This window comes from Microbacterium sp. BDGP8 (assembly GCF_029991045.1).
Taxonomy (GTDB): domain Bacteria; phylum Actinomycetota; class Actinomycetes; order Actinomycetales; family Microbacteriaceae; genus Microbacterium; species Microbacterium plantarum.
In genome coordinates, this window is the sequence record NZ_CP120712.1 from 1,686,196 (window position 1) to 1,703,368 (window position 17,173).

Sequence of the window (17,173 nt, forward strand, 5' to 3'; positions counted from 1 at the left end):
GTGATGACCACAGCCGTCGCATCCGACGTCGCCGGGCGCCTGGGCGCCGCGAAACGGGCGAGCCGCTCGATCGGCCTTCTGGACGATGCCGCCAAGACCCTGCTCCTCGACGGCATCGCCGACGCGTTGATCGCCGACACCGCCCGCATCGTCACGGCGAACCGCGATGACCTGGAGCGCGGCGAGGCGGACGGGATCTCTGCCGGTCTGCGCGACCGCCTCATGCTCGACGAGGCACGCGTCGCGTCCCTCGCGCGTGCTGTGCGCGATGTGGCACGCCTCCCGGATCCTGTCGGGCGTGTGCTCGATGAGCGCGAGCTGCCGGGCGGCGTGCGACTCCAGAAGGTGTCCGTGCCCTTCGGCGTCGTCGCCTCGATCTACGAAGCCCGGCCGAACGTCACGGTGGACATCACGGCGCTCGCGCTGCGCTCAGGAAACGCCGTCGTCCTGCGCGGCGGCTCCGCAGCGCAGTCGACCAACGCCGCGCTGATCGAGGCGATGCGGGGTGCGCTGCAGCGAGCCGGGGTCGACCTCGACAGCATCCAGACCGTCGATGACTTCGGCCGCGACGGCGCGCGGGCGCTCATGCGGGCCCGGGGCCTCGTCGACGTCCTGGTTCCTCGCGGCAGTGCCCAGCTCATCGAGACCGTCGTTACCGAGTCGACGGTGCCGGTCATCGAGACCGGAGCCGGGGTCGTCCACATCGTCCTCGACGAGTCCGCTCCGCTCGAGTGGGCGCGCGAGATCGTCGTGAACGCGAAAGCGCAGCGGCCGAGCGTCTGCAATGCGGTCGAGACCGTGCTCGTCGTGCGGTCGGCGGCCGACCGCCTGGTTCCGCCCGTGTCCGCGGCGCTCATCGGCGCAGGAGTCACGATCCACGGCGACGATGACGTGCGCCGCCTCGTGCCCGCCGCCGTTCCCGCAACGGACGACGACTGGGCGACCGAGCACATGAGCCTCGACCTCGCCATGCGCGTGGTCGACGATCTCGACGAGGCTCTCGACCATATCCGTCGCTACTCGACGATGCACACCGAGGCCATCGTGACCGCCGACGATGCGAATGCCGAGCGCTTCCTCGCTGAAGTGGACGCCGCTGTCGTCATGGCGAACGCGTCGACGCGGTTCACCGACGGGGGCGAGTTCGGCTTCGGTGCCGAGGTCGGCATCTCGACTCAGAAGCTGCATGCCCGCGGCCCGATGGGACTTCCTGAGCTGACCAGCACGAAGTGGCTCGCGCGCGGCGCCGGGCAGACGCGCGCCTGACCACCTAAACTTGATACGCGCCGCCGCGCGAAACGAACGGAGCCACGATGACCCTCGCCACGATCACCGCATTCGCCGCCGAGCAGACCGAGCACCACGGCAATGTGCAGGCGGAGACGATGATCTTCGGCGTCATCGCCCTGGTCATCTTCCTCGCTCTCGGTCTCGTGACGCTGTCGTACCGCAACGTCGCCAACCGCCACGACGGCAAGGCCGAGGCCTACGCCGCCGCTCACGGCAAGCAACTGACGCAGTCGGAGAACGGCCACCACTGAGGCCGCACCGATGACGGGAACGCGTGCGCCGCGTATCGGCGTGATGGGCGGCACGTTCGACCCGATTCATCATGGGCACCTGGTGGCCGCGAGCGAGGTCGCGCAGTCGTTCGATCTGGACGAAGTCATCTTCGTGCCGACGGGAACGCCGTGGCAGAAGTCGTTCGTGTCGCCGGGGGAGCATCGGTACCTCATGACGGTCATCGCGACGGCCTCGAACCCGATGTTCACGGTGAGTCGCGTCGACATCGACCGCGACGGTCCGACGTACACGATCGACACACTGCGCGATCTGAAGGCACAACGTCCCGACGCCGACTTCTTCTTCATCACCGGAGCTGACGCCATCGCGCAGATTCTCAGCTGGAGGAACCATGATGAACTGTGGGAGCTCGCGCATTTCGTCGCCGTCTCGCGTCCCGGCCACACGCTTTCCAGTGCCGGACTGCCCAGCGATGACGTGAGCCTGCTCGAGATCCCCGCGCTGGCCATTTCGTCGACCGACTGCCGGGCACGAGTCGGACGCGGACATCCGGTGTGGTACCTCGTTCCAGACGGGGTCGTCCAATACATTGCGAAGCATCATCTCTATCGGAGCAAGGCATGAGCGACAACGAGCAACAGCCACCGACTCCGCAGCTGACGCGCCGACAACTGCGTGAGCTGCGCAACACGGCTTCCAATCCGATCATCGTCGACCCTGACGCCACCGACGACGCGTCGGCGACCGGAGCGGAGCCGACGCCCGCCCCAGCGCCGCTGCCGCGTGCTGCGGAGCCGGTCGAGGTTCCCCCGGCGCCCGTCCCGCAGACGTCTGTCGATCTCGGCTCGCCCGCGCTGACCCGCCGCCAGGCTCGCCTGCAGGAGAAGATCCGCACGGCATCCATCCCTGTCGTGACAGCGACCGGCGAGCACCCGACCGTGGCGGCCGAATCCGACGACTCCGACGCGTCCGGTCCACACGACGCCGATGAAGCGGCTCGAGCGGTCGAGTCGGATGCCGCCGACGAGGATGCCCAGGACCGCGCCGAGCTCGACGCCCCCGGGGCTGACGGTGAGGCCGAGGCGGCCGATGGTGCGGATGCCGAAACGGAAGCCGCCTCCCCGGACGTCACTGACGCTGTGGTCGAGACCGAGTCCGAGGCAGCGGGCTCCGAGGCTGTCGAGGCGGAGCAGACCGTCCCTGAAGAGTCCATCGCCGAGCACGACATCGCCGCGCACGAAATCGCCGAGGACGATGTTGTCGGTGACGACGAGCGCGCGATCGACGAGACCGCGGATGAAGAGGAACCAGAGCGCCACGTCGTCTCGAACGACCTCGGCGCCGATCTGCTCGCGGGGGAGTCCGCCGCCAGCGACGTGCCCGCATCGTTCGATCAGCTGCTGTCGCGCAGTGCCGCGGCGACGGGCGCGTTCACGACGCCGAACGCACTGATCCTCGCCGAGAACCCCGACGGCGGCCCGCTGGTCGCACCCGTGACCGCGACAGGCGAGGTTCTGATCACCGGGACGTTCACGCTGCCCGAGAACTTCGGTTCGACCGGTGTCGTCCCGGGCGTTGCGGACGGCAAGGAGGTCGATGCGGTTCTCGTGGACGGCGAGCTGCCGGCGTCGTCCTCGCCCACTCCCATCGCCGCGAGCGCGGCCATCTCGACCATCAAGAGCGCCGAGGACGTCATTCGTCCGCCGGCGCCGGAGAAGGGCAGCCGCTGGACGGTCGCCCTCGCCATCACCGCGGGGGCCCTCGCCCTCGCCCTGGCGGGCGTTCTGCTCGTCTCGCTTTTCACAGGAGTCTTCGGATGAGTTCACAAGCAGTCATCGACATGGTCGCCGTCGCCGCGACGGCCGCAGAATCGAAGGGCGGCGAAGACCTCGTTGCCCTCGACGTGTCGCAGCCCCTCCCGCTCGTCGATGCGTTCCTGCTCGTCAGTGGGAACAGCGAGCGCAATGTCGCCGCGATCGCCGATGCGGTCGAGGAGAGCATGCTCGAGGCCGGCCACAAGCGTCTGCGCCGGGAGGGCCGCACCGAGTCGCGCTGGGTGCTGCTCGACTTCGGAGACCTCGTCGTTCACGTGTTCCACGAGCAGGAGCGCGTCTACTACGGGCTCGAGCGCCTGTGGAAGGACTGCCCGGTCATCCCGATCGAGGCCGCCGTGGTCACGAGCACCCCTGGAGATGTTGTAAGCTAAATGAGTTGCCGCGAGAGCGGAAACCATGGGCCTGTGGCGCAGCTGGTAGCGCACCTGCATGGCATGCAGGGGGTCAGGGGTTCGAGTCCCCTCAGGTCCACCAAGTCCCCGCTTCGGCGGGGATTTCGTGTTTTTACGGCGGTGGTGTCGCCCGAGTGGCGGAGTGCTGCGGCTCGGGCGACACACCCGGCGTGACTCGAATGCTCAGACGGCCGCTGCGGCGTCGACCACGTCGAGCACCGCGGCGCGCAACGCTTGACCGCGGGCGCTCAGCAGCCGCTGCTGGCGCACGTACTCGGCCTTGCCGTCGGCAGTCTCGATCGCAACGGGGGAGTAGCCCCAGTCACGCAGATCGTAGGGCGAGGCGCGCATATCGAGTTCGCGGATGTCGCGAGCCAGAACGAAGGCGTCCAGGAGCAGATGTCCGGGAACGAGGGGCCCGAGCTTCAGCATCCATTTGTAGACGTCCATGCCGGCGTGCAGGCAACCCGGCTGCTCGCGTGCGACGGCCCCTTCTCGGTCGAGCGGTTCGCGATTGAGCGGCACGGCCTCGGGCGTGAAGAACCGGAACGCGTCGAAGTGCGTGCAGCGCAGGTCGTGGGCCTCGACGACGGCATCCGTTCCCGCCGCGCCCAGCCGGAGCGGGATCTCGTGGCGCGTGGCATCGGTCCGGTAGACCATCGCCCACTCATGGAGGCCGAAGCAGCCGAAGACCCCCGCGCGGTCGCGCGTTGCGCGGAGGAGTCCCGTCACACCGCGGTACAGTGACGCGCGCTCCTGGCGGAACTGCTCGTCTGCGACACGCACGTTGCGGCCGCCGACGATCTCATACCAGCGCCAGCCGCCGCGCTGGTCCGCGCCGCCGTTCAGGACGACACCGGGGCCTGGATGCCAGCGCCGGAGAATGGCCGGCTTGTAGGAGTAATACGTGAACAGGAAGTCCTCGACCGGGTGCTTCTCAGCGCGCGAAGCGCGCCGCCGGTGCGCCTCCGTGAGCGCATCAGCGCGCTCCGCGTGCTCGTCGGCGAGCTGATGCCATGTCTCAGGCGCCAACTGCACGGGGGCGGAGAGGCGGAGCGTCACCTCTCGAGGATAGACACCGGTGCGCTGGGAAACCGCGTCACGCCGGCTCGATGAGCGATGGATCGTCATTGCGCACGTTTCCCACAGCGGAGCCGACGGCGAACCAGGTGAGCGTGTCCACGACGGCCGGAGCCGCCTCGGACACCGCGTCGAGCAGGTCGGCCGGGTATTCGGTGGTGGGATCGAGCCAAACATCGGCATACTCGGCGTCGATCATCAGCGGCATGCGGTCGTGAATCTCGGCCAGACCGCCGACCGCTGAGCGCGTCAGGATGGTGAAGCTCAGCAGCCACCGGCCCGGGTCGTCGACGGGGCGCGACGGGTCTTTCCACCATTCGTAGAGCCCAGCGAAGAAGAGCGGCTCACCGTTCTCGGGCCGGACGAAGTGAGGCGTCTTCGCACCGCCGTGATCTCGCCACTCGTAATAGCCCGATGCCGGGATGACGGCCCGGCGCGAGACCAGCGCATCGCGGAACGTCGGCTTCTCCGCCGCTTCTTCGGACCGGGCGTTGAACGCCCGCGATCCGACCGACGGATCTTTGGCCCAGCCGGGCACGAGGCCCCAGCGGGCGGAGGCGAGGCGACGCGTCGGAGGCTCGGTCTTGACCGAGTCGAGCACGATCGTCGCCTGCGCTGTCGGCGCGATGTTGAACGACGGACGGGGCAGATCGTCGGGGACGACTTCGGCGTGCAGAACGCTCGCGAGCTCGGAACCGACGCGGGCTACGACGAAACGACCGCACATGTCTTCAGCGTAGGGCGCCCGTGCGACATCCGGGCGATGCCGACCTCAGTCGCGCGCGATCACGCCGACATCGGCGAGCCGGTCGAGCAGCGCCGCTCCATCCGAGCCGGAGACCCACGGCACCTGCGCCGCGGAGTGATCGTTCACCGCGGTGCGGCCACCGGCGAGAACCGCCTCCGCCGGTGACAGTCGACGGATCGCAACAGCACGCACCCGATCGGGGTACTCACTGGCGAACGCCGTGTAGAGGGCGTCGTCGTGCTGGCCGTCGTCGCCGACCAGGAGCCAGCGGACATGCGGGAACTCCTTCGCGAGGCGGCGCAGGTTCTCGGCCTTGTGATCGCGTCCGCTGCGGAACCAGCGGTCGTGGGTCGGCCCCCAGTCGGTGAGAAGCATCGGTCCCGAGGGGAAGACATGGCGTCGCAGGAATCGGATGAGGGTCGGCGCGACGTTCCACGCGCCGGTCGACAGATAGATCACCGGGCTGCCCGGACGGTCGCGCGTCAGCCGCTCGAGCATGACGGCCATCCCGGGCACCGGTTGGCGCGCGTGCTCGTCGAGGACGAACGAGTTCCATGCCGCCACGAAGGGACGCGGCAGAGCGGTCACCATGACCGTGTCGTCGATGTCGGAGATGATTCCGAAGTCGGTGTCGCCGGAGATCACGAAGACGCGGGTCTCGATGACCTCGCTGCCTTCGACGGTCATCGAAATCGTCTGCCAGCCCGGCTCGAGGGCTCCGGGCAGCTCGACGTCGATGACGCCGCCGCGATCGGCCACGATCTCATGCGTCGTGCCCGCGACGGTGACCCTCACCTGCGCGAACGCCACCGGGACCGACGCGAAGCTGCGCCACCCACGGACCGAGGCGTACTCGCCACCCTTCGCGGGCCGCTTCTTCGGTGCGATCAGCACGCGTCCGAGGACACGGACCCAGCCGTCGCCGCCATAGCCGGGGTATGCGGCGACGGTCGGTCGTTGACCGCGCGCGCGGGCGCGTCGTTCGCGCCACGAGTGGAAGCGGCGCTCGAGGCGCGCCAACCACAGGATCTTCTTCCGTGGTGCGGGTGAGGAAGCCATCACCTCAGTCTTTCACGTCCCCGTCCGCGCGTCGGATCTTCTCCTCTTCGAGCCGGAGATGACGTGCCTCGCGGCGGCTGATCAGTCGCTTCACGAGGTAGGCGAGGAGCAGGAAGACCACGATGACGCCGACGAAGAGGTATCCCGCGTACTGGATGTTGTCGGAGACCTCGCGATAGGTCTTCGCCGCGGCCGCGACCACTCCGACGTAGAGAGAGGTCCAGATGACGCAGGCCGGCGCCGTCCACGCGATGAAGCGCCGATACGAGAAGCCGCTCATGCCGACCGTCAAAGGCACGAGCGAATGCAGGACGGGCAGGAATCGCGAGAGGAAGATCGCGGGGCCGCCGCGGCGTCTCAGATAGAGCTCCGAACGCACCCAGTTGTCCTCGCCGATGCGGCGCCCGAGACGAGAGAAGCGGATGCGAGGGCCGAGCCAGCGCCCGAGCGCGAACCCGATCGACTCTCCCGCGAGCGAGCCGGCGACGACCGCAGCACCCAGGATGAAGCCTTCGCCGACGCTCCCGACCGCGGTCGCGGCCACGATCACCACGGTGTCCCCCGGCACCACGAGCCCGATGAGCACACTGGTCTCGAGCATGATCGCGATACCCGCCACGACCGTGCGCAACACCGGGTCGATGCTCTGCACGGTGTTCAGAATCCAGTCGAGGATCTCGTTCACGCTCCGAGCCTAGGGGCGTGACCTAAGACATAACCTGTGATCGTGCCCGAGACGACGAGCTTCCGCTGCCTCGACGGCTGGACCGATCCCGCGAACCTCATCGGCGAGGTGCCCGGCGAGCATGTCTTCTGGCTCGACGCCGGCGTCGACGCCGCCTCGGGCTGGAGCTGGATCGGCTCGGGCGAGCCCGCCGATCCGCCGGACCCGGTCGTCGACGGATCCTCCCGGCAGAGGATGGGCCGCGAGGCACGCACGGGCCCCTTCGTCGGCGGCTGGGTCGGCTGGGCGGGGTACGACGCGGCGGCATCCCGAGCAGGCGCGCCGTCGAAGCGGGATGCTGCGGGCCCCGAGGCTCTTTGGCTCCGAGTGGAGAGGTTCGTCGCGTTCGACCACGCCGCGCGGCGCGTATGGGTGGCGGCGCCGGCCGACGCCGTCGACGACTTCGCGGCGCAGGTCGACACCTGGCGCACAGGGGCTTCCGCCCGCGCATGCGCGGACGCGGCGACCGGTGGTCTCTTCGCTCAGGCCCGCGTCGACCCTGACCAGTACGCCGCGCTCGTCGGGGACTGCCGGAGCGCGATCCGCCGGGGTGACGCGTACCAGCTGTGCCTCACGACGCGTTTCACCGTTCGCGATGATCACCCGTTCGACGCGCTCGCGGTGTTTCGGAGGCTTCGTGCCGCGTCGTCGTCGCATCACGGCGGGCTGATCCGATCGGGGGAGCGGGCGCTGATCAGCGCGAGCCCCGAGCGCTTCCTCGGGCTCACCGGCGGAACCGTGCTGACCAGTCCGATCAAGGGCACGCGGCGGCGCGGCGATGACGCGGCATCCGATGATCAGTTGGTGCGGGACCTCGTGACGAGCCCGAAGGAACGCGCGGAGAACGTCATGATCGTCGATCTCATGCGCAACGACCTCCAGCGCGTCAGTGCGCCGGGTTCCGTCGTGGTCGAGCGTCTGCTGGAGGTCGAGACCTACCCCGCGGTGCACCAGCTCGTCAGCAGCGTGTCGGGATCGATCCGGCCCGGTACGCGGCTGTCGGAAGTGCTCGCCGCCGCGTTTCCGGCCGGCAGCATGACGGGTGCACCGAAGCTCTCGGCGATGACGATCCTGCACGACCTCGAGGGCGCTCCGCGGGGGACGTACGCGGGCTGTTTCGGCTGGGTCGGCCGCGACGGCGACGCCGATCTCGCGATGATCATCCGATCAATCGTCGTGAACGGCGAGCAGGCCTACGTCGGCGCGGGCGGGGGCATCACGTGGGGATCCGAGCCGGAAGCCGAGGTCGACGAGGTCGCGTTGAAGGCGCGGGCGCCGCTGGCCGCGCTCGGAGCGGACCTGCCGCCCCGGTGGCGGGAACGGGTCCGGTAGCCTGGGAGCGGTGCTCTCGCGCCCTTTTCGCATTCCCAGATTGGTTCACCCGTGACCGACAGCTCCACTGATCGCGCCAACACGCCCGATTCCGCCGCTTACGACGCCCACGCCGTGCAGGCGAAGTGGCAGCGCGCCTGGGCAGACGCCGATCCCTTCCGGGCCGGCGGCGATGACGACAAGCGTCCCCGCAAGTACGTCCTCGCGATGTTCCCGTACCCCTCGGGCGACCTTCACATGGGGCACGCCGAGAACTACCTCTACTCCGACATCGTGGCCCGCTTCTGGCGGCACCGCGGTTACAACGTGCTGCACCCGATCGGCTGGGACAGCTTCGGCCTGCCCGCTGAGAACGCCGCCATCAAGCGCGGTGCCGACCCCCGCGCATGGACGTACGACAACATCGCCCAGCAGAAGCAGAGCCTGCACGAGTACGGCGTCTCGTTCGACTGGAGCCGCGTGCTCCATACGAGCGACCCCGAGTACTACACCTGGAACCAGTGGCTGTTCCAGAAGCTGTACGAGAAGGGGCTGGCTTACCGCAAGGAGAGTCCGGTCAACTGGTGCCCGAACGACCAGACGGTGCTCGCCAACGAGCAGGTCGTCGACGGGCATTGCGAGCGCTGCGGCGCCGAGGTGGTCAAGAAGAAGCTCACGCAGTGGTACTTCAAGATCACCGAGTACGCCGACCGCCTGCTCGACGATCTGAATCAGCTCGAGGGCTTCTGGCCGCAGAAGGTCATCCAGATGCAGCGCAACTGGATCGGCCGGTCGGTCGGCGCCGACATCGACTTCGAGATCGAGGGCCGTGACGAGAAGATCAGGGTCTTCTCGACCCGACCGGACACGCTGCACGGTGCGACTTTCATGGTCGTCGCGCCCGACTCCGACCTTGCCGCCGAGCTGGCGGCGGGGTCGTCCGAGGAGGTGCAGCAGCGTTTCCGTGAGTACCTGCAGACGGTCCAGAAGACGAGCGAGATCGACCGTCAGACCGCCGATCGACCGAAGACCGGCGTCTTCCTCGACCGTTTCGCGATCAACCCCATCAATGGCGAGCGACTGCCGATCTGGGCGGCGGACTACGTCCTGGCCGACTACGGCCACGGTGCGGTGATGGCTGTTCCGGCGCATGACCAGCGCGACCTCGACTTCGCACGCGCATTCGACCTGCCGGTGCGCGTCGTCGTCGACACCACCGCGCCGGTGACCGGGGCGATGCCGGTCATCGAGCTCGACGAAGAGGGCGTGCCGATCGACCCGACGCCCGCGATCGACGACATCGACCCCGCCCGCACGGGTGTTGCACTCACGGGCGACGGCCGGATGATCAACTCGGGTGCGCTGGACGGGCTCAGCAAGCGCAACGCCATCGCCCGTGCCATCGAGCAGCTGACCGCGAGCGGAAACGGGCGCGCAGCCAAGACCTACCGCTTGCGGGACTGGCTGATCTCGCGTCAGCGCTTCTGGGGAACGCCGATCCCGATGATCCACACCGACGACGGCCGTATCGTCCCGGTGCCCTCCGAGGAGCTTCCGGTCCGCCTCCCGTCCGTGGAGGGGCTCGACCTCACGCCGAAGGGCTCCTCGCCGCTCGGGGCGGCGACCGATTGGGTCACCACGACCGATCCCGAGACGGGGGAGCCGGCCCTTCGCGACCCCGACACGATGGACACCTTCGTCGACAGCTCGTGGTACTTTCTGCGCTTCCTGTCGCCGAACGACGCAGGCCAGCCCTTCGCGCCTCGCGAGGCCGACAAGTGGGGCCCGGTCGACTTCTACATCGGCGGGGTCGAGCACGCGATCCTGCACCTGCTCTACGCACGGTTCATCACCAAGGCTCTCTTCGACATGGGGCAGGTGGAGTTCACCGAGCCGTTCTCGAGCCTCATCAACCAGGGCATGGTCATCCTCGACGGCGCGAAGATGTCGAAGAGCAAGGGCAACCTCGTGCTCTTCCAGGAGGAGCTCGAGCAGCACGGCGCCGACGTCCTGCGTGTGGCACTGGCCTTCGCCGGACCCGTCGAAGACGACAAGGACTGGGCAGACGTCTCGACGACGGGAGCGGCGAAGTTCCTCGCCCGTGCGCTGCGCGTGGCTGCGGACGTCGACAGCGAGATCGACGTCGTCTGGGCCGAGGGGGATGCCGCGCTCCGTCGCGTCACCCACCGCCTCTGGGCCGACGCTCCGGGGCTCGTCGAGCAGACGAAGTTCAACGTCGTCGTCGCTCGACTCATGGAGCTCGTGAACGCCACCCGCAAGGTCATCGACAGCGGCGCCGGCGCCGGCGACCCGGCGGTTCGCGAGGCAGCGGAAGCGATCGCCGTCATCCTCGACCTGTTCGCCCCGCACACCGCCGAGGAGATGTGGGAGACGCTGGGCCACCGGCCGTTCGTGGGCCTTACCGTCTGGCGTCAGCCCGACCCGACCCTTCTCGTCGAGGAGTCCGTCACCGCGGTCGTCCAGATCGACGGGAAGGTCCGCGGCACGCTCAGCGTGTCGGCGAAGATCTCCTCCGACGAGCTCGAATCGCTCGCCCGCAGCGACGACAAGATCGTCCGCGCGCTCAACGGTCGTGAGATCGCCCGCGCCGTGGTGCGGGCGCCGAAGGTGGTCAGCTTCACCACCGCTCGCTGATGACGGCGGGGGAGTCGTCACGCGATGACACACTTCCCCGCCGCTGTCGCCGGCGGTCTACGGTGGCGATCGTGCAGCCGCTTCCCGCCGTCATCCTCACCGTCGTGCTCGTCGCGTTCGTCGCGGCGATCGGCGTGATCTCCCGGCACTTCCGCGGTCGTACGCGCGACGTCGCGGACGGCGACGTACTGACTCCCGCGATGGTCGGCACGCCCGCATTCGGCCGGTCCGCGACCCTGCTGCAGTTCAGTACCGAGCTGTGCTCTCGGTGCCCCGCGGCGCGACGCGTTCTCTCGTCGCTCGCCGCGGAGCATGACGGCGTCCGCCACGTCGACGTGGACCTCACGCATCGCCCGGACATGACTCGTCGGTTCGAAGTCATGCAGACACCCACGGTTCTCGTGCTCGACGGTACCGGGAGGGTTCGTCAGCGCACCGGTGGTCTTCCGGATCGGTCCGCGCTCGCGACCGAGATCAGCCGTCTGCTGCGGGAGGTCTGACCGCGGAGCGCGCCCTGGGGTGTGCTCTTCCGGACCTACCGCGTCCCGGCCATGGGGCTGGTCGCGGGTGTCGGGTTCCTCGCGAGCCTTGCCGCGTTCGTGTTCTCGTTCATCCCGCCGTCGGGGTTCACCGCGTTCTCACCCGTCTTGTATCCCTGGATCGTCGGGCTGGTGATCATCGTCCTCGGTGCACCGCCGCTGATCTTCTACGCCGTGCGCAAGCCGTCGTGGGACATGCGCACCGCAGAGGACAAGAGCGTCCCGGTCACCCATGAGGCGGATCCACCCGCAGGTGCGGATCGGGGATCAGCGCCGGCTACTCGACGACGGCCGGATGCCGCGTCGGGCCCTCCCCAGGCAGGGTGACGCCCGCGATCTCCCGAAGCGACGACCCGCGGCCGAGCGGTTGGGAGCGTCCCGCCTAGCCTGACGGCGTGACTGCTCCCGACTCCGCTCCGGCCCGGCGCCGCCTGGGAATTGGGGCACTGGTCGTCCTCGTTCTCGCCGCAGCGGCGGTCACCGTCGCGATCGGCATGATCCGATCGCTCGCGGCGCCGGTGGCGGTGGTGACCCCCGTCGTGACGCCGACGGCGAGGCCTGACAGCGACACCGGCGCCGCTGTGTACGTCCACGTCCACGGCGCCGTCGTGAGTCCCGGCCTGTATCGCCTGGACGCCGACGCGCGCGTGGTCGACGCTGTGGCCGCGGCCGGCGGGTTCAGCGACACGGCCGATCCGGCGGGAGTGAACCTCGCGCGCACCGTCACCGACGGCGAGCAGCTTTTCGTCCCCGAGCCCGGTCAAGCGCCGCCCGAATCGGCAGGCGGTGGAGCGTCCGGCGGGGCGGGTACGGACGGCCTCGTCGATCTGAACACCGCGGATGCCGCTGCGCTCGACACGCTTCCGCGCGTCGGTCCTGCGCTGGCCGAGCGGATCATCGCCTGGCGCGAGGAGAACGGGCGTTTCACGAGCGTCGAAGACCTGCTGGCGGTGTCCGGGATCGGCGAGAAGATGCTGGAGGCACTGCGGGAACGGGTCCGCGTGTGAGCGCCCGCATCCGCCGTCGCGACCTCCGCTTGCTCCCCGTCGCGATCGGTGTCTGGGTCGTCGCACTCGTGGCGACGCACCATCCCGAGGTCGCGGTCATCGTGGCGGCGGTCCTGTGGACGGTCGCGACGGCATTGCTGGTGGCCGTGGCGATCTCCCTTCGCAGATCCCGCGGCGCCGCACGCCCGCGACGTTCGCCGATCACGGTCTTCGCCGTCACTCTCGCTTTCGCCGCCGCGGCCGTCTCACACATCGCGATGAGCGCGCCGGACCGCGATCGGGTCCTCGCATTGCCCCTCTCCGGCGGGCGAGTGGTGGCGATCGAAGCCGATGTCACGGGAAAGATCCTGAGCTCTGCGACGGGCTGGCGTTTCGACGCTGTCGCCACCCGTGTGCGGATCGGCGGCGACGTCACCGCGACCCGGGTGCCTGTCGTCGTCCGTACGGCCGAGCGTCCCGTCGGGCTCGACCTCGGTGCCACCGTCTCGCTCACCGGCTCCGCCGCGCCCGCCCGGCCGGGGGAGCGGCCGGTCCTCGTCATCACGGCGGCCGGCCCGCCCGAGGTGGTGTCCCGGCCGCGGGGTCCCCTCGCCCTGGCTTCAAGCCTCCGCACGACGCTGCTCGCGCAGGCCGCTTCGCTGCCGCAGCCGGGCGCAGGCCTGGTCGCAGGGCTCGCAGTCGGCGACACATCCGCGGTCACTGTCGAGCTCGATGCGCAGATGAAGACCGCTTCGCTCTCGCATCTCACCGCGGTCTCCGGGGCGAACTGCGCGCTCGTCGTCGGCATCGCGTTCGTCGGCGCCGGGATGCTGGGGCTGCGCCGCCCGTGGCGCGTCACGATCGGGCTCGCGGCGCTCTCGGGCTTCGTGATCCTCGTCTCACCCGAGCCGAGCGTCGTGCGCGCGGCTGCCATGGCCGGGATCGCGATGCTCGCAGCGCTGCTCGGGCGCGCGGGTGCGGGAACATCCGTTCTGTGCCTGGCAATCGTCGCGTGTCTGATCGCCGACCCCTGGCTCGCCGGCAGTATCGGGTTCGCTCTGTCGTCGGCGGCGACCGGAGCCCTGATCCTGTTCGCCGGACCTGTGAGCGACTCGCTTCGGCGCTTCATGCCGCGCCCGCTCGCGCTCGCTATCGCAGTACCGGCCGCTGCCCAGCTCGCGTGCACCCCGATCCTGGTGATGATCGATCCGCGACTGCCCGTGTACGCCGTGCTCGCCAACGCGCTGACCGCGCCCGCGGCACCGCTGGCGACCATCGCCGGCCTCGCGGCATGCCTGAGCGCCGGGGTGCCGCTGTTGGCGAGCGGTCTCGCCGCGATCGCCTGGGTGCCCTGTGCCTGGATCGCCGCCACGGCGGAAGCGGTCGACGCCGTCCCGGGTAACTCGATCGCATGGATCCCGGGTGCGCCGGGCGTCATGCTGGCGACGGTCCTCTGCACCGCGCTGCTGCTGGCTATGCTGCCCGGCACCCCTCGCCGGGTTCGTCGCATTTCGACGGGGCTCGTCGCCCTCGCAGTGGGCGGGGCGGTCGGCGCGGGCCTCGTAACGGGGCCGCTCGACCGGGCGCGAACACCCGAGGACTGGGCGATCGCGCTGTGTGACGTGGGCCAGGGCGACGCGGTCCTCGTGCGCTCGAATGACGCCGTCGCTCTCGTCGACACCGGTCCCGATCCCGAGGCCCTCGCGGCGTGCCTGGACCGGTTCGAGGTCAGCCGTATCGATCTCCTCGTACTCACCCACTTCGACCTCGACCATGTCGGCGGCAGCGATGCGGTCATGGGGCGCGTCGGTGCGGTTCTTCACGGTCCGGTCGCGGAGCCGCAGGAGGAGCAGCTGCTCGCGCGGCTCGCCGCTGCCGGGGCAGAGGTTCGCACAGCTTCCGCCGGGCTGGCGGGGGTGCTGGGCGCCGCCGAGTGGGAGGTCCTGTGGCCGCGCAGTCGCGCGAGCGGGTTCGCGCCCGGCAACGATTCAAGCGTAGTGATCGATGTCCGCGGAGGCGGGATTCCCGCCGTGCTGCTCCTCGGCGATCTCTCGGAGACGCCCCAGCTGGCCCTCGGCGCCTCGCTGCGGTCGACATACGACGTCGTGAAGGTGTCGCACCACGGCAGCGCCGACCAAGCCGCGTCGCTGTACCGCCGACTCGGCGCGCGCGTTGCGCTGATCGGGGTGGGGGAGAACTCCTACGGCCATCCACGCGAAGAAACCCTCGCCCTCCTGCGGTCGCTCGGTCACGAGATCGTCCGCACCGACGAGACCGGGGCGGCAGCGCTCACCATGACGGATGACGGCATCCGGGTGTGGCGCCAGGATAGCCCGAAAGCAGCCACGCCGAGGCGGCTATCTCGGAGCCGCGCGAGGCGCAGAGCATTACCTTCGCAGCTTCCCGGCCAGCAAGGAAAGCTCTTCGTGGAAAATCTGAACCCGAGGCTTCTTTCCCACGGACTCCAGGATGTAGCCGCGCCAGCTCGTGATGCTGAACTTCCTCTCGGTGCGCGAAGTCACCTTCAGCGAGGGGAGAAGGGACTGATACTCCGTCACGAGCTTCCATGCTTCGGCCGCCGCGGACGAGGACTCGTGCGCGAACAGATTGCGGAGAATCCGCGCGGCGTAAGCGGTGGAAAACTCGGCCTCACTGATGGTCGCAGTCCGTGTGCCATATGGATGATAGAGCCACCTCTTCGACTTCTCCGTGAAGTCGGCGAAATCGGCCATGACGAAGTTGCGGCCGTTCTTATCCAGGATCTTCACCACATCCGCATGCGTCACATGGCTGGAGGTAAGCAGTGTGCTCGACAGAATATTGGCAGGGATGCGTAGCTCATTCTGCGCATAGCTCGAGAGTTGATTGGTCAGGTATCTGATCGCCTTTCGCGGCTCGCGGTTGACGGCAGCGGTGAACCATGACGACATGAACGACTCCCAGGAGATCGCAAGCGAGATGAAGGAGTCCGTCGCCGCTCGTCGTCGTAGGCGAAGCGTCCCACCATTCGCCACGATCGCGGCGTCGATAGCCTGCCAGTCTGCGAGGGATTCCTCGGCTCGGGAGGTGAACTCCTCGATGCGCAGGTCCGGATTAGTCTTATTCACCACGCGCCCCATCATGCCTCATGGGCCCCGGCTCTCAAGCCATGATCGTGGAACCGCGCATTGCGCAGTCACTTCGCAAGAGTTCCTCCGCTCGGAAGCTTGTGTCCTGCCTGTGGGTGGCGCCAGGTGAGGTCGGTGGTCGCGATTAGGCTGGGAGCATGCCGCCGAGTCCCCGACGTCCTGCCGCCCGCGGTGCCGCGAAGTCGGCTATCCGGCAGCTGTCGTGGCGTACGCCGGAACCGGCGCCCATCGTGCTCGTCGCAGGCCCCGAAGAGGTGTGCGCCGAGCGCGCCATCGCCGGACTCCGCGACTATCTGAAGGCCGAGGACCCGAGCCTCGAGGTCTCCGACATCCGCGCCGACGACTACGCCGAGGGCACCCTTCTCGGGATGGCGTCGCCCTCACTCTTCGGCGAACCTCGGCTCGTGCGAGTAGCGGGCGTCGAGAAGTGCTCCGACGCCTTCCTCGCAGAGGCCCTCGCGTATCTCGAGAATCCGCAGGAGGGCGCCACGATCGTCCTGCGGCACACGGGTGCGAGTGTCCGGGGCAAGAAGCTGCTCGAGGCCATCCGTTCGGGCATCGGGGGCGGGGTCGAGATCTCAGTTCCCGCGATCAAGCGCGACTCCGACCGTTTCGACTTCGCGGCGGGGGAGTTCAAGGCTGCGGGCAAGCGGATCGCTCCGTCGGCGCTGCGCAGCCTCGTCTCCGCTTTCGCCGACGACCTGACCGAGCTCGCGGCCGCCTGTCAGCAGCTCATCTCGGACGTGCCCGGTGACATCGGCGACCAGGTCGTCGAGCGGTATTACGGGGGTCGGGTCGAGACGACCGCCTTCGCCGTCGCCGACACCGCGATCGCCGGCCGCTACGGCGAGGCCCTCATCACGCTGCGGCACGCTCTGGCCAGTGGGGCCGACCCCGTGCCGCTCGTCGCTGCGATCGCCTCGAAGCTGCGCACCATGGCCCGCGTCGTCGGTACGCGCGAGCCGTCCGCCGCGCTCGCTGCCCGGCTCGGCATGAAGGACTGGCAGGTCGACCGAGCCAAGCGCGATCTCGTCGGCTGGACGGAATCCGCCCTCGCGACCGCGATCCAGGCGGCCGCCCGCGCGGATGCCGAGGTGAAGGGCGCCTCGCGCGACCCCGTCTTCGCGGTCGAGCGGCTTGTCACCGTCATCGCGACGCGGTCACCCTACGGGTCCTGATCGCTCAGCGGCAA

General features: G+C 69.1%; 16 protein-coding genes and 1 tRNA gene. 13 read left to right on the forward strand and 4 right to left on the reverse strand.

Features of this window, described 5'->3' with window-relative positions:
* Positions 1–3: 3 nt before the first annotated feature.
* From P6897_RS08210 to P6897_RS08235, 6 genes are all read left to right on the forward strand, one after another.
* Positions 4–1,266, forward strand: a complete 1,263-nt coding sequence (locus tag P6897_RS08210) for a glutamate-5-semialdehyde dehydrogenase (RefSeq protein ID WP_282500962.1) — start codon at positions 4–6, stop codon at positions 1,264–1,266.
* Between the two features lie 47 nt (positions 1,267–1,313).
* Positions 1,314–1,541, forward strand: coding sequence for a hypothetical protein (locus tag P6897_RS08215; RefSeq protein WP_112614718.1), 228 nt, complete (start codon positions 1,314–1,316; stop codon positions 1,539–1,541).
* A 10-nt stretch (positions 1,542–1,551) separates the two neighbouring features.
* Positions 1,552–2,148: a nicotinate-nucleotide adenylyltransferase gene (gene nadD, locus P6897_RS08220; RefSeq protein ID WP_094261568.1), complete on the forward strand. Its 597-nt coding sequence runs from the start codon at positions 1,552–1,554 to the stop codon at positions 2,146–2,148.
* Complete coding sequence (locus tag P6897_RS08225) at positions 2,145–3,344, forward strand: hypothetical protein (protein WP_282500963.1); 1,200 nt, start codon at positions 2,145–2,147, stop codon at positions 3,342–3,344. Before nadD ends, P6897_RS08225 begins: the two co-directional genes overlap by 4 nt.
* The gene (gene rsfS / locus P6897_RS08230; protein WP_112614722.1) at positions 3,341–3,730 is read left to right on the forward strand and encodes a ribosome silencing factor; all 390 of its coding nucleotides are present in this window, start codon (positions 3,341–3,343) and stop codon (positions 3,728–3,730) included. Before P6897_RS08225 ends, rsfS begins: the two co-directional genes overlap by 4 nt.
* A gap of 27 nt (positions 3,731–3,757) precedes the next feature.
* Positions 3,758–3,833, forward strand: a tRNA-Ala gene (locus tag P6897_RS08235).
* 101 nt (positions 3,834–3,934) lie between these two features.
* Here the strand turns inward: P6897_RS08235 and P6897_RS08240 are convergent.
* The 4 genes from P6897_RS08240 to P6897_RS08255 all read right to left on the reverse strand — a co-directional run bounded on the left by P6897_RS08240 (position 3,935) and on the right by P6897_RS08255 (position 7,323).
* On the reverse strand, positions 3,935–4,789 hold the full coding sequence (locus P6897_RS08240; RefSeq protein ID WP_274178033.1) for a 3-methyladenine DNA glycosylase: 855 nt from the start codon (positions 4,787–4,789) through the stop codon (positions 3,935–3,937).
* A 61-nt stretch (positions 4,790–4,850) separates the two neighbouring features.
* Positions 4,851–5,558, reverse strand: coding sequence for an SOS response-associated peptidase (locus P6897_RS08245; RefSeq protein WP_274177871.1), 708 nt, complete (start codon positions 5,556–5,558; stop codon positions 4,851–4,853).
* Between the two features lie 45 nt (positions 5,559–5,603).
* Entirely contained in the window at positions 5,604–6,638 is a 1,035-nt protein-coding gene (locus P6897_RS08250) for a phosphatase domain-containing protein (protein WP_112614726.1), read from the reverse strand.
* Between the two features lie 4 nt (positions 6,639–6,642).
* Entirely contained in the window at positions 6,643–7,323 is a 681-nt protein-coding gene (locus P6897_RS08255; protein ID WP_274177872.1) for a DedA family protein, read from the reverse strand.
* Positions 7,324–7,365: 42 nt separating this feature from the next.
* On the opposite strand from P6897_RS08255, the gene P6897_RS08260 reads away from it, so the two are divergent.
* The 7 genes from P6897_RS08260 to holA all read left to right on the forward strand — a co-directional run bounded on the left by P6897_RS08260 (position 7,366) and on the right by holA (position 17,159).
* Positions 7,366–8,694 (forward strand): anthranilate synthase component I family protein, encoded by a 1,329-nt coding sequence (locus tag P6897_RS08260; protein ID WP_348997225.1) that lies wholly within the window; start codon positions 7,366–7,368, stop codon positions 8,692–8,694.
* Between the two features lie 51 nt (positions 8,695–8,745).
* Positions 8,746–11,328 carry a leucine--tRNA ligase gene (gene leuS, locus P6897_RS08265; RefSeq protein ID WP_274177873.1) on the forward strand — a complete coding sequence of 861 codons (2,583 nt, stop codon included), beginning with the start codon at positions 8,746–8,748 and terminating at the stop codon, positions 11,326–11,328.
* 71 nt (positions 11,329–11,399) lie between these two features.
* Entirely contained in the window at positions 11,400–11,828 is a 429-nt protein-coding gene (locus tag P6897_RS08270; RefSeq protein ID WP_274177874.1) for a thioredoxin family protein, read from the forward strand.
* Positions 11,829–11,879: 51 nt separating this feature from the next.
* Positions 11,880–12,194 carry a hypothetical protein gene (locus P6897_RS08275; RefSeq protein ID WP_282500964.1) on the forward strand — a complete coding sequence of 105 codons (315 nt, stop codon included), beginning with the start codon at positions 11,880–11,882 and terminating at the stop codon, positions 12,192–12,194.
* A gap of 68 nt (positions 12,195–12,262) precedes the next feature.
* On the forward strand, positions 12,263–12,874 hold the full coding sequence (locus tag P6897_RS08280) for a ComEA family DNA-binding protein (RefSeq protein WP_282500965.1): 612 nt from the start codon (positions 12,263–12,265) through the stop codon (positions 12,872–12,874).
* A complete protein-coding gene (locus P6897_RS08285) occupies positions 12,871–15,690 on the forward strand; it encodes a ComEC/Rec2 family competence protein (RefSeq protein ID WP_282500966.1) in 2,820 nt (939 codons plus the stop codon). Before P6897_RS08280 ends, P6897_RS08285 begins: the two co-directional genes overlap by 4 nt.
* Positions 15,691–16,118: 428 nt before the next feature.
* Positions 16,119–17,159 (forward strand): DNA polymerase III subunit delta, encoded by a 1,041-nt coding sequence (holA, locus tag P6897_RS08290; RefSeq protein ID WP_274177878.1) that lies wholly within the window; start codon positions 16,119–16,121, stop codon positions 17,157–17,159.
* Positions 17,160–17,173: the final 14 nt, after the last annotated feature.